Annotated in this window: 14 protein-coding genes; 8 read left to right on the plus strand and 6 right to left on the minus strand. The window is 28.2% G+C overall.

Annotation, left to right across the window (positions count from 1 at the left end; genetic code table 11):
* The first annotated feature begins 36 nt into the window (after positions 1 to 36).
* The 8 genes from AVANS_RS04450 (at position 37) to AVANS_RS04485 (ending at position 7162) form a co-directional block, all read left to right on the plus strand.
* Entirely contained in the window at positions 37 to 1230 is a 1194-nt protein-coding gene (locus tag AVANS_RS04450; protein ID WP_239818457.1) for a PatB family C-S lyase, read from the plus strand.
* Entirely contained in the window at positions 1227 to 2417 is a 1191-nt protein-coding gene (locus AVANS_RS04455) for a cation:dicarboxylase symporter family transporter (protein ID WP_239818458.1), read from the plus strand. The genes AVANS_RS04450 and AVANS_RS04455 overlap by 4 nt, the downstream gene beginning before the upstream one ends.
* Positions 2410 to 3408, plus strand: a complete 999-nt coding sequence (gene hypE / locus AVANS_RS04460) for a hydrogenase expression/formation protein HypE (RefSeq protein ID WP_239818459.1) — start codon at positions 2410 to 2412, stop codon at positions 3406 to 3408. The genes AVANS_RS04455 and hypE overlap by 8 nt, the downstream gene beginning before the upstream one ends.
* Positions 3408 to 3755, plus strand: coding sequence for a hydrogenase/urease maturation nickel metallochaperone HypA (locus AVANS_RS04465; protein WP_239818460.1), 348 nt, complete (start codon positions 3408 to 3410; stop codon positions 3753 to 3755). The genes hypE and AVANS_RS04465 overlap by 1 nt, the downstream gene beginning before the upstream one ends.
* Before the next feature lie 69 nt (positions 3756 to 3824).
* The gene (tatB, locus tag AVANS_RS04470) at positions 3825 to 4250 is read left to right on the plus strand and encodes a Sec-independent protein translocase protein TatB (RefSeq protein WP_239818461.1); all 426 of its coding nucleotides are present in this window, start codon (positions 3825 to 3827) and stop codon (positions 4248 to 4250) included.
* Positions 4243 to 5007 (plus strand): twin-arginine translocase subunit TatC, encoded by a 765-nt coding sequence (gene tatC / locus AVANS_RS04475; RefSeq protein WP_239818462.1) that lies wholly within the window; start codon positions 4243 to 4245, stop codon positions 5005 to 5007. The genes tatB and tatC overlap by 8 nt, the downstream gene beginning before the upstream one ends.
* Positions 5000 to 6013, plus strand: a complete 1014-nt coding sequence (gene queA / locus AVANS_RS04480) for a tRNA preQ1(34) S-adenosylmethionine ribosyltransferase-isomerase QueA (protein WP_239818463.1) — start codon at positions 5000 to 5002, stop codon at positions 6011 to 6013. The genes tatC and queA overlap by 8 nt, the downstream gene beginning before the upstream one ends.
* 9 nt (positions 6014 to 6022) lie before the next feature.
* On the plus strand, positions 6023 to 7162 hold the full coding sequence (locus AVANS_RS04485) for a hypothetical protein (RefSeq protein WP_239818464.1): 1140 nt from the start codon (positions 6023 to 6025) through the stop codon (positions 7160 to 7162).
* 81 nt (positions 7163 to 7243) lie between these two features.
* Here AVANS_RS04485 and citF read toward each other — a convergent pair whose 3' ends face one another.
* The 6 genes from citF to AVANS_RS04515 all read right to left on the minus strand — a co-directional run bounded on the left by citF (position 7244) and on the right by AVANS_RS04515 (position 13361).
* The gene (citF, locus tag AVANS_RS04490) at positions 7244 to 8752 is read right to left on the minus strand and encodes a citrate lyase subunit alpha (RefSeq protein WP_239818465.1); all 1509 of its coding nucleotides are present in this window, start codon (positions 8750 to 8752) and stop codon (positions 7244 to 7246) included.
* The gene (locus tag AVANS_RS04495) at positions 8749 to 9564 is read right to left on the minus strand and encodes an aldolase/citrate lyase family protein (protein ID WP_239818466.1); all 816 of its coding nucleotides are present in this window, start codon (positions 9562 to 9564) and stop codon (positions 8749 to 8751) included. The genes citF and AVANS_RS04495 overlap by 4 nt, the downstream gene beginning before the upstream one ends.
* Positions 9561 to 9806, minus strand: coding sequence for a citrate lyase acyl carrier protein (locus AVANS_RS04500; protein WP_239818467.1), 246 nt, complete (start codon positions 9804 to 9806; stop codon positions 9561 to 9563). Before AVANS_RS04500 ends, AVANS_RS04495 begins: the two co-directional genes overlap by 4 nt.
* Before the next feature lies 1 nt (position 9807).
* Positions 9808 to 11079: a 2-hydroxycarboxylate transporter family protein gene (locus tag AVANS_RS04505; RefSeq protein WP_239818468.1), complete on the minus strand. Its 1272-nt coding sequence runs from the start codon at positions 11077 to 11079 to the stop codon at positions 9808 to 9810.
* A 100-nt stretch (positions 11080 to 11179) separates the two neighbouring features.
* The gene (locus AVANS_RS04510) at positions 11180 to 11830 is read right to left on the minus strand and encodes a response regulator (protein ID WP_239818469.1); all 651 of its coding nucleotides are present in this window, start codon (positions 11828 to 11830) and stop codon (positions 11180 to 11182) included.
* On the minus strand, positions 11823 to 13361 hold the full coding sequence (locus tag AVANS_RS04515; RefSeq protein ID WP_239818470.1) for a sensor histidine kinase: 1539 nt from the start codon (positions 13359 to 13361) through the stop codon (positions 11823 to 11825). The genes AVANS_RS04510 and AVANS_RS04515 overlap by 8 nt, the downstream gene beginning before the upstream one ends.
* Between the last annotated feature and the right edge of the window lie 17 nt (positions 13362 to 13378).

The raw sequence follows: 13378 nt of genomic DNA on the forward strand, positions 1-13378 counted from the left end.
TCCTATTTCAAATTCCACACAAAAAAAGGTTAAAAAATGCAAGACTTTATACAAGAACATTTTATAAACAGAAAAAACACAAACTCATCTAAATGGGATAATCTAGCAGTAAGATTTAATGATAATAGAGACTTACTTGCAATGTGGGTTGCTGATATGGAGTTTAAGACAGCTAAAGAAATACTAAGTGCAATTAATGAAAGAGTAAATCACGGAATATTCGGCTATTCTCTTACTCCTAATAGCTATTATGAGAGCTTTATTTCTTGGATGAAACAATATCATAATGTAGAGCTTAAAAAAGAATGGATTAGATTTAATCTAGGCGTTGTAAATAGTATATATCATTTAATAAATTGCTTTAGCAAAGAAAATGATAGTATTTTAATACTATCTCCTGTGTATTATCCATTCGCAAGAGCTGTTAAAGATAATCATAGAAAATTAGTAGAAAATGAGCTAGTTTATAATGAAGATAATGGCGAGTTTTGTATTGATTATGACAAGCTTGAAAAAGACATTGTTACAAATGATGTAAAAATGGTTATATTTTGTTCTCCACATAATCCTATTAGTAGGATTTGGAATGCAGATGAGCTTAAAAAATGCTTTGATATTTTTAAAAAACATAATGTTTTAATAATTAGTGATGAAATTCATCAAGACTTTACTTATAAAAAAAGCTTTATTTCAGCACTTAATTACGAAGAATATTTTGATAATTTAATCATCTTAAATGCAGCTTCAAAGACATTTAATCTTGCTTGTTTGCTTAATTCTCACATTATCATTCCTAATGAAAAATTATTAGCAGTTTATGATGAATTTGCTAAGAGATTTAATCAAATTGAAACAAATATAATAGGTCAATTAGCAACCGAAATTGCTTACAAAAAAGCAAGATATTGGCTTGAAAATGTAAAAGAAATTATTTATAAAAATTATTTATATATAAAAGATGAGTTCGCAAAAGATGAAATAACAAAAAATATCATTATAAGCCCATTTGAAGGCACATATTTGCTATTTTTAAATTTTAGTAAAGTTATAAATGAAAATAGAATGAAAGAATTTATTCAAGATGATTGCATGATAGCGATTGATTATGGTGATTGGTTCGGTAAAGACTATAAAGGTTTTATGAGAGTAAATCTAGCAACAGCTCCTATTCATATAGAAGAATTTGTAAAAAGAGTTAAAAATCAATTAAAAATCAAGGATTATAGATGAGCGTTTTTAAAAGTTATAGACAATCTTTGTTTTTGATTTTAGCAATTTTTATTGGTTCAGTTGTAGGGTATTTTATGCAAGAAAAGGCTTTAATGTTTGAAAGCCTTGCGAATTTGTTTTTAAATTTATTATTTTGTATAGTTGTGCCTTTAATCTTCGTTTCTTTAGTAAGCTCTATTGCAAATGCTAAAAGTAGTTCGGTATTTGGTAAGACTATTTTAGTGATGATTTTAGTATTTTTAGTAAGTGGGATTATTTCAGGTATTTTTGGTTTAGCATTCTTTTCATTGTTTGATTTTAAAACTAATGTGGCTTTATCTAGAATTGATGATGTTAAAACAAGTGCTGATGTTTTATCTATGTTTAGCGTAGGTAATTTTTATGAGTTATTTACTAGAAAAAATCTAATTCCTTTAATCGTATTTGCTTTATTTTTTGGTGTTGCACTATTAAAATGCAAAGAAGAATGCAAAAATGTGATTAATTTTTTTAGCGAGTTAAATATAGTTGTTAATAAAATGGTTAATTTTATAATGATGTTTGCTCCTATTGGTTTGGCTTGTTTTTTTGCTGTTTTATTTGGCACAACAGGAAAGCAAATCACAGATGATTTAGCTAAAGCTATAATTGCATTTTTCTTAATAACTCCTGTTTATTTTATAATTCATAATGCGATTTTTGCATATTTTGCAGATGGTATTAATGGAGTTAAATTGTTTTTTAAAAATATTTTAACAAGCGTTATTGTAGCTTTAGGCACATGCTCAAGCGTTGCAGTAATTCCTAGTAATATAAAAGCAGCTTCAAATATAGGTGTAAATCCTAATGTAAATACTCTTGTAACTTCTTTAGCGGCGTCACTTCATAAGCCTGGCTCAGTTGTTTTAGCGATTTTAAAAATGGCTGTTGTTTGTGCTATTTTCAATATAGATTTATTTACGGCTTCTAATATGATTAAAGCAATAATTGTTGCTATTTTAATAGGTTCAGTTGTTGGGCCAATTCCAACTGGTGGTTATATTAGCGAAATGCTTGTGGTTGGTGCTTTTAATCTTCCTATTGAAGCTCTTCCTATTGTTATTTTAATAGGAACGATAGCTGACGCACCTGCAACCTTGCTAAATGCTGCAAGCGATGTTAGTGCAACTATGGTTGTAAATAAATATGTAGGTAAAAAAGATGAATAAGCAAGTATTATTAAGTTATGGCGGTGGCGGAATTGAAATGAATGATTTTTTAAATGATTTCGTTTTAAAAAATATTAATTCGGATAATTCTCAAGGGCTTAGCGAAGATGCGGCTGTTTGTGATGGTTTTAGCAAAATAGCGTTTTCTACTGATTCATTTGTGCTTGATCCTTTATTTATAAAAGGTGCAAATATAGGCAAAATTGCAGCTTGTGGCTCTATTAATGATGTTTTAATGATGGGAGCTAAGCCAAAATATCTTACTTTAGGTCTTATTTTAGAAGAAGGCTTTAATTTAGATGAATTAAAAATAATCTTAAATGATTTATCAAAAACTGCAAAAGAATTTGAAATAGGAATTAAGTGTGGGGATTTAAAGGTAGTTCCTAAAGGAAAAGCCGATAAAATTTATATAAATACAACTTGCATAGGTGATGCTTTAGGCTTTACTAAAAATAATAACATAGGAACAAAAAGCATAAAAGAAGATGATGTAATTATAATAAGTGCTGATGTAGGTAGGCACGGAGCTTGTGTAATGGCTGAAAGAGAAGGGTTTTCTTATGATATAAGCAGTGATGCAAAGTGCTTATATAATGAAGTAAAAGACATTTTAAAATACGATATAAAATGCTTAAGAGATGCAACTCGTGGTGGTCTTGCAAGTGTGTTAAATGAATTATCAAGAGCTTCTAAGCTAGATTTTATTATAAATGAAAGCGATATTAAAGTAAGTGATGGAGTTTTAGGGCTTTGTGAATTGCTAGGTTTTGAAGCTTTAGAACTTGCTAATGAGGGAACTTTTGTTTGTATTTGTGATAAAAAAGACGCTAATGAAGTCTTAAAAGAATTAAGAAAATACAATGAATTCGCAAATATTATAGGCTATACAAAAAAATCAAGCAATCCAAGTGTGATTTTAAATACAAATTATGGTGGTAGCAGACTTTTACAAATGCCAAAAGGCGAATTATTGCCAAGGATTTGCTAATGCATGAAATGGCTATTGTAAATAATCTCTTAGATGAGTGTGAAAGAATCAAAGTAGCAAATAACGCTAGAAAAATTACTAGAGTAAAAGTTAGTTTAGGTAGGCTTAGTGGTGTTGAAGAGCATTATTTTAAAGAAGCTTTTAAAGCATTTACTAGTGATGAAGATTCAAGCTATTTTAATGCTAAATTAGAAATAGTTTTAAAAGAATTAGAGCTTTTATGTAATGATTGTAATAAGCAATTTATTCAAGATAAAAACGAGTTTTCTTGTATTTATTGCAATAGTAAAAATGTAAAAGTAATTAGTGGTGAAGAGCTGCTTTTAGAACAGCTTGAATTAGAATAAGCTTTAATTTTAATGATGATTTAAAAAAATTAGCTAAATTAAAGCAAAAAATTTAAAAAGAGTTTTGATATGAGTTTGATGGAAATAGTAATTATTTTAATAGTTGCAGTTTTAGTTTTAGGACCTGAAAAATTACCAGGAACTATCGTAGAAATCGCAAAGATTTTAAAAGCAGTTAAAAAACAAATCAATGAAGCAAAATCTAGTATAGAAAATGAAATCAATATAAGTGAGCTTAAAGATGAAGCTAGAAAATACAAAGAAGAAATCACAAAAGCAAACGATAGCATTAGAAAAAAGCTTAGTTTTGAAGAATTTGATGAGATTAAAAATACTTTAAGCGATTTTGAAAAAGACGCACAAAAGGCTGTAAATAGCACAATTGATAGCGTAAATGCTACAAATGAAATTCCTAATTCAAATTCTAGCGATGAAAAAGAAGAAAAACTTAGCAAAAGAGAACAATTTTTAAAAGAAAAGAGTGAAAATGTTTGAAGAATTAAAACCACATTTAGTAGAACTTAGAAAAAGATTATTTATAAGTGTTGTTGCTTTAATTTTAGCATTTTTTGTGTGTTTTGCGTTTTGGAAACCTATACTTCATTTTATTTGTGTTCCACTTATGAATGTATTGCCTAAAGGCTCTGAAATTATTTTTTATAAACCTCAAGAAAATTTCTTCACAGCAATGCAAGTTTCGTTATTTGCAGCGCTTTTGGCATCTTTACCTGTTATTTTATGGCAAGCGTGGAGATTTGTAGAACCTGGACTTTATGAGAATGAAAAAAGATTTGTAGTGCCTTTTGTATTGAGTGCAACAATAATGTTTTTAATAGGTGCAGCTTTTTGTTATTATTTGGTTGTTCCTATTGCATTTGATTTTTTGATTAATTTTGGTGGCGGAGAGTATAAAGCTATGCCTTCGGTTGCCGAATATGTAAGTATTTTTACAAAGCTTGTAATTGCTTTTGGTTTAGGTTATGAGCTACCTGTTGCTATATTTTTCTTAGCAAAAATAGGTCTTGTAACTGATAAAACTTTGATAAGAAATTTTAGAGTTGCGATTTTAATTATCTTTATTTTTGCAGCGATAATGACTCCGCCTGATGTGTTTTCTCAATTTTTAATGGCTATACCGCTTATTGGACTTTATGCGATTTCTATTTATATTGCTAAAGTTGTAAATCCTGCTGATCCTGATATAGATGGCGATGATGAAGAACAAGAGTTATTAGAAGATAAAAATGCTTGATAATTTACTAAGTTCTTATGATTATGAATTGCCTAGCGAATTAATCGCTAAATATCCAGCAAATCCAGTTGATAGTGCAAGATTATTGGTATATGAGAGATCAAGTGGCAAAATAACTCATAGTGTGTTTTATGATTTAGCGAAATTTTTGCCTGAATGTGCTTTGATTTTTAATGATACTAAGGTTTTTAAGGCTAGATTTTATGGTAATAAACTAAGTGGAGCAAAATGCGAATTATTTATAAATAAAATCTTGGCTAATAATGAGTTTTTAGTTCAAATTAGAGCAAGAGTTAAAGAAAATGATTTTTTAATTTTTGAAGATGATTTAATGGCTAAGGTTTTAAGTCTAAATGAAGATGGCACAAGAATTGTTAAGTTTTATAAAAACAATGAAGAATTAAACACTCAAGAAGTCTTAACAATAAGCGAAAAAATAGGGCATATCCCACTTCCACCATATCTTAAAAGAATGGATAATAGTGAAGATGAGATAACTTATCAAAGCCTATTTGCAAAAAATATAGGTGCAGTTGCAGCTCCAACGGCTTCTTTGCACTTTACTCCAAGAGTTATTGAGAGTTTAAAAGACAAAAAAAGTGCTTATATTACTTTGCATGTTGGTGCAGGAACATTTGCTAGTGTTGAGAGTGAAAATATAAATGAGCATAAAATGCATAGCGAGTATTTTTCATTAAGCGATGAAGCTATAAGCTTAATTGATAGCAAAATACCTATTTTAGGAGTTGGCACTACGGCTACTAGAACCATAGAATATTATGCAAGAACAAAGCTTAAGAGTGGAGAGTGTGATTTATTTTTAAATCCATTTAATAAACCTATTAGGCAAAATTATTTGCTTACTAATTTTCACTTACCAAAATCAACTTTGATTATGCTTGTAGCAAGCTTTATAGGTAGGCAAAACACTTTAAAGCTTTATGATGAAGCTATTAAAAACAATTATAAATTTTATTCATACGGCGATGCAATGCTAATTATTTAAGGAAAAATAATGAAGAAATTATTATTAAGTTTATTTGCAAGTTCTCTTTTTGCAGATTCGATAGATTTTTCTGATAGAGATACGATTTTATTATTCGTAGTTTTAGGTGGTTTAATCGTTTTATTACTTGTATATATTTATAAGTTAAAAATGAAATTAAGAATTCACAAAATCAAAATGTTTGATGTAAAAGATGATTTAGACTTAGAAAGTGAAAGCTTTGAAAAATCTTCTTTATATTTTGATTTACAAGAAGTGTTTTTGTATTTTTTCAAAACCTTAAACTATGAAGCAAGTGTTAGAAATAATACATTTTTAGTTCAACAAGATATGTTTTATATAAACGAACATAATGAAAAAGTTCCGCCAAATAGATATTTTTATGGAGATTATACAAATATTATAAATGCTGTTTGGGCTGCTGCTGATTTGATTAATCAAAATGTAGAAAACAAAACGATTTTTATAAATATTAGCGTTAATAATAATATTACTAATAGAACATTTTTATCAGTAGATATAGGCGTTTGTGGAATAGTAGATGATAAAAAAGCTGAATTATTCAAAAGCTTTACAAATCCTAAAAAGCTTTCAATTGTAGAGCAATTACACAAGCTAAATGCTTATATGAGAAAGATTGATGGCTCAAACTATGCTTTTAAAGATACTAGCGAAAGAATTAATTATGCAATTTGCCTTAGCATTCCTGTTGTAGTAAATGATGGCTTGGGTAGTTTAGCTGATGTTACTCCAAAAGATAAATTAAATGTATTAATAATTCATCCAAATACTGATATTTCAAGAACTCTTACAGCTAATTTAGAAAGTTTTGAGATTAATTGTATTCAAAACCAAACAAGTAATGGACTTTTAGAAAAAATTGAAGATGGAGTAAATTGCACTTTTAGAGCTGTATTTATTGATGCAAATTTAATTAATCAATTTAATGACTATGATTTACATAGATTAGTAAAAGCTCAAGAAGAATATTGCTTTAGATTAGTAATTATTCTAAACAATCACAAAATCACTCCAACTATTGAAAAGATTATTCAAGAAGTAGATTTTCTACCTTTACCATATACTATTGATAATATTCGTTCAGTTATAAATATAATAAAAACCCAACACGAAAAACTATTAAGCTAATTTAGAATTTGAACTAGGAATTATGATTTAATTCCTAGTTTAGTTGATTTGAAATTCCTATTTCAAATTCTTTTATTTTTTTTAGATTTGTCTTATTACATCAATTACACTGCCATCGCGATATTCAACAACAGCTACTATTCTTTTATTTGATTTTTTATACTCGCAAATTCCACAAATATCATTTGCAATACTAGCTAAGTCTTTTATATCAAGGATTTTTAACCTTGAGTTCTTTAGAGTTTTTGCTAAAGTTTTGTCATTTAGTGCAATTCCGTATTCGCAAACAAGTGCGTTAATGCTTTCGCCTGGAGTTGTAATTGAGTTTATTTTTTCTTTTACGATAGCTTTTCTAGTTCTAATTAAATTAGTAGTAATTATTGCTAGTTTTGCACCTGCAGCAGCGTCGCTATGACCACCACTTCCACCCATAATCATCCCGTTTGAGCTTGTCATTACATTGGTATTAAATCTAGTATCAACTTCAGTAGCTCCTAAAACAACGCAATCAAGTCTATTTACGATAGGAGAACTTGTGTGAATATTTGCATATAAACTTGAGCTAACTTCGTAATGATTAGGATTAGTTTGTAATGATTTTAAAGCCTCCAAATCAAATCCTTGAACATCAAAAATATTACTAAAATAACCTTCATTATATAAATTAACTAAATAAGCAGTTATTCCACCCATAATAAATGAGCCTTTAATATTCTTTTCTTTCATAATTTCTTTTACATAATGAGCGCTTGCAAGGCTTATTCCACCAGCTCCTGTTTGAAATGAAAAGCCATCTTTTAAAAGTCCGCTCTCATCTATTAAATTAGCTGTTGTTTTAGCAATTTTTAGTTGAATTGGATCTTTTGTAATATCTGTTGTGCCTGATTTAATACCATTTGGATCGCCTATTTCATCAACTATTAAAACATAATCAATTTTATCTTGAGTAATGCTAGGATTACTTAGCGGATAAGGATAAATTGTATCACTTACTGCAACGCTAACCTTAGCACAATCAGCATCAGGCATAGCATAACCGATTGAGCCAAAGGCATTTTTACCCATTGTTCCATTTATATTTCCTGCGTTATCTGTCGCACTTGCTGCAATAAATGCTACATCAATTTCTAAATCCCCTGCATAAATTGCTCTAGCACGACCACCATGGGTTCTAAAAATAGCAACTTTTTTAAACAAGCCATTAGAAATTGCATTTGCAACTTTTCCTGTGCAATAGTTTGTATCTATTTGAGTAATTATTCCTTTTTTAGCGAAATCCACTATAAAATCATGAGTTGGAAATATCGCACTAATTGCTAATTTTAAGTCTTTTATGCCTAATTCTTCGCAAGCTTTTAGAATAATTCCTACAACCTTATCGCCATTTCTTAGATGATGATGAAATGATATTGTATCTCCACTTTTTAAGCCTGTTTTTTTGATTAATTCTTTTACATTTGTATAGACTTTATTATCATTTGGAGTTGATAATTTTATTTGCTTTTTTACTAATCTTTCTTTAGGCTTTAAATTAAATGCTCCGCTAAAAGGAATAACTTCTCCATAATCTTTTATGTAATCAATATTCATAAAATCTCCTTTAATATCTTTTTAGCACGATTTACAATAGGTGCATCAATCATTTTGCCATTTAGTGAAATTACTCCACTTTTTTTACTCTCAGCTTCTTTAATAGCATCTAATACTTGATTAGCCCAAATTATTTCTTTTTGGCTAGGTTTAAAGCAATTATGAATAATATCAATATGCCTTGGGCTAATTACTAATTTACCATCAAAGCCTAGATTTTTAATATAAGTTGTATCAGCTATTAATCCAGCTTCATTATTTGTATCAGTGTAAGGTGTATCTATTGCATCAATTTTTGCAGCCTTACATACATTTAATAAGTAATTTCTAGCATAATCAATCTCAACTCCACTCTCGCTTCTTCTTGCACCAATTTCGCTTGTATAATCTTCTGCTCCAAAACAAAGCGCACTAACTCCATCTAAAAACGCTAATTCTTTAGCATTTAATAAACCAAGTGGGGTTTCTATTAAAAGTAAAATTTCAATTTCCGAATTTAAATTCCTTGTGTATTTTATAAGTTCTTTAATCTCTTTTACATTTTCTGCTTTTGGAATTAAAATGCTATTAATTTTAGTTTTTGATAGTGCTAAAATATCATTTTTTGCATTCTCTAAATTAATTCTAACGATTTTTTCGCATTCATAATTTAGCATATTTAAAGCATTGCAAACTAGATTTAAAGCACTATCTTTTTGCATAGGACTTACTGCGTCTTCTAAGTCAAATATAATAGCGTCAGCTCCGAATAATCCTGCATTTTGAATATTACCTGCATTATTTCCTGGAATAAATAATAATGTTCTTCTCATTTTCCTAGCCTTTCTATTGCAGTTTTTAGTCTTGCTAAGATACAAAAATCTAAAGCACCTTTATCATTAATCTCAATAAAAACCTTTGAAATAGAATGTTCTTTGCAATAATTTTTAATTAGGTTTTTAATATGATTTGCATAAGGATTTTCTTCTTCATTTATAAAAATGAGTTCAAATTTATTATGCTTTTTTATATTTATTAGGCAATCATTTGATTCAATAGTTCCAACGCTAATCATCTTAAACTCCAAATTGTGCAAATAAAAATGTAGCAGCTATAACCGTGCAAGCTCCACCAATTCTAGTTGAAATCTGTGCAAATGGCATAAGTTCCATTCTATTGCATGAGCCTAGAATTGCAACATCTCCTGTGCCACCAAGTCCTGAGTGACAAACCATAACGCAAGAGCATTCAATCTCAAACATATTTAAAAATCTTGCACATAAATATCCTGTAAGAGCCATTGTAGTAACTACGCTAAAGCAAATTACGATAAAAGCAATATTAATTGCAGCGATTACATCTTTCCAAGGTGTCCAAATAACTCCAACACCTACTAAAAGAGCCCAAGTTAGGTTTTTGCTTACAAATTGATAGATAAAATTTGCACCATACTCTAAGCTTTTTGGCATTATGTTTAAAACTTTTGTAATAGCAGCCATAATAATCATAATGATTGGAGCTGGAATTGGAATTATCATATTTAATAATTTTCCTATTAAGAAATAGCATACTGCAACAAGCAAACCAGCGCCCATTAATTTAATATCAAAAGGCAAGGTATCATCATTTAATGAATTGATATTTTCTTCTTTAGTTTTTACTAAAAGTCCGTTTCCACTTAAATGTGGCTTTTTTAAAGCTAGATTTTTTAAATATCCTGCATAAGCGATTGCAAATAAGTTTCCTAGCATTGCAGCAGGTGCAAGAAGTGCTATTATATTAGTTGAATCAGCATTTCCTAAAATCTCTGAATAAGCAGCACTTAGTGGAATAATTCCTTCACCAACACCACCACTTAAAATAGGAATTGCTATATAAAATACTGCATGAGCTCCGCCAATGCTAGTAATTGAGCCTATTAAATAAGCAACTACAATAGCTAAAAATGTTCCTATAAATAAAGGAATAAACATTTTTAAAAACCCTGCAATTAAAATTGCTCTTTTCATACTAAGAATACTTCCAACTACTAAAACACTTATATAAAGATATAAGAAGTTAGATTGCTTAATGAAAAATGTTATAGCATCTATTGAGTTTTGATTTAATAAGCCATAATAAACCATGCAAGACGGAACGAAAATACTTAATATCGCAGGTCCGCCGATATCTTTTAAAACAGGAACTTTCATACCTATTTCGCCAAGTAATATTCCTAAAATCATAGTAACAGCAAGTCCGCCTACCATATCCTTAGGAAGTTTGCCAAAATAGCAAGTTAAAAATACAATAAGTGCAAATACACAAAATGCGTATAAATTTACACCGCCGATTTGTTTTTCTTTCATAAAAATCTCCTTAAAATGATTTGTAATTTCATTTTAAGAACAATTTTTATTTTGTAAATTTAAGTAATTTTAATAAGTATTTAAATAATTAAAATAAGCATTAATTGATTTTATAATAAATCTGAGGTCTTCCTTTGGCTTTATATTCTAATTTTGAGCTTAGGTAATTTGTTTGTTCTAAATAATTTAAATATTTTCTAAGAGATATTTTAGAAATTCCTACTAAGTTTTCTAGTTCATTTACATTAAACCAAGTGCTAAAATTTTTTATATTTTCTTTTATTAAAGCTAGCGAGTTTTTATCAATTCCTTTTGGTAAATCATCAATTTGTTTATAAAGAGCTTTGTCAATATTTTCTTGATTTATTTCACTTAATAATAATTCTTTTCTTAATTTATATTGATTTAGAGAGCTTTCAAGTCTATTTTGCTTAAAAGGTTTTAGAATATAATCAATTACACCTAGATTTAAGCTTTTTTGTAAGCTTAGGCTATCATTTCTAGCAGAAATTACAATAATATCAATCTTGCTAAATTCACTTTTTATTTTTCTAATTAGCTCAATACCATCGGTATTAGGTAGAGTTAAATCAAGCAAGATTAAATCAATTTCATTATTTAATAAATAGCTTATCGCACTACTTACTTCACAAAAACTAGCCTTTAAACAAAAACCTTCAACCGATAAAAGTATGTTTTTGTTAATATCTTGAACCATTAAATCATCTTCAACTATTATTGTCTTAATCATTATTAATCCTTAAAGTTACACTAAATGAACTACCTTGTTTTAAATTACTAACACTTATTAAGCCGTCATAATTAGCTGCAATTTTAGCACATAAATAAAGCCCATACCCTCTTAATTCTCCTTTTGTAGAATAGCCTTTGGTAAATAAATTTGCTTTATCTTTTATACCACAGCCATTGTCTTTGCATTGAATTTTAAGGTAGTTTTTATTGTTTTTTATAAATATTTCTATCTTTTTATTTTTTATATTATTTAAAGCATCTATTGAATTATTTATTAGATTTGAAAGTATGCTTATAATATCGTTTTGCATATTTATATCATCAAGATTGCTAAGTGATGATTTTTTATTAAGAATTACATTTATTTTTAGCTCTTGTAAGAATGCAAATTTACTTTCAAAAAAGGCTAATATTACTTTATCTTTTATGTTGTATGTAAGTCTGTTTAAATTATCTTGATTTTTGTTTATTAGTTCATCGCAAAAATTCTTTGCTTCATTAAATTTATTATTTTCTATCAAAGCGTTTATTATGTGTAATTTGTTTGAGAACTCATGATGATTTGCTCTTAGTGCATCTACATATTTTTTAGTATCTAATAATTCACTAGCTAGTTTTTTAACCTCTCTTAAATCTTTAAAAGACGCAACTACGCCTGCAAAGTTATTATCTATAAAGAATGGAATTCTAGTCGTTAGAATGGTTATATCATTTAGCTTTTGCTCTTGATTGATTTCAGCTTTTTTAGTGCTTAAGACTTCATTCATATTTGAATGCGGAATTATATTAGCGTTTTTACCTATTAAATCATCATCTACTAAGGCTAGTTTAAAAATCTCTTTTGCTTTATCGTTTATTAGAGTTATTGTGTTTTTGTCATCAACGGCTATTATGCCATCGTTTAAGGTTTTTAAAATTGCGTTTTGTCTTGCTAAAAGATTTGCGATTTGCTTTGGCTCTAAACCAAATAAAACATTTTTGATATTTTTATTTAATAATTTTGCTGATAATAAAATTATAATTATTAGTGCAATTACTAAGGCGATATTGTATTTATTTTCTTCAAAGATAATTTGATTTAGATAATCAACAAAAACACCAACGATTACAGCACCTACAACTTTTTCATCTTTTATTATAGGACTAAAGCTTCTAATTGAACGCTTTAATGAGCCCTTTGCTATTGATATATAGCTTTCTGCTTTACTAATTGCTCTATTAGCATCTCCACCTTCAACTAAAGTTCCTAAAAGATTTTTATTTGGATGGGTTAATCTTTTATAAGAGCTATCAATGATTACTATAAAATCTAGGTTTAAGTCTTTGCTTAGTTTGTTTATATTTTCGTTTAGATTAGCATCGTTTAGATTTATATTGTTTGCTAAGGTTTTAGAAATAGCTTCTATTTTATGGCTTATTTCATTTTCAATTAATTTTTTGCTTTGAAAAAATAAAAATGTAGAAGTAATGCTTAAAACTATAAAAGAAATTAAAAAAAATGTTAAAGTAATTTTTGTAAATAGTTTCATCTATAATCCTAAATAAG

Source organism: Campylobacter sp. RM5004 (assembly GCF_022369455.1).
Taxonomy (GTDB): domain Bacteria; phylum Campylobacterota; class Campylobacteria; order Campylobacterales; family Campylobacteraceae; genus Campylobacter_E.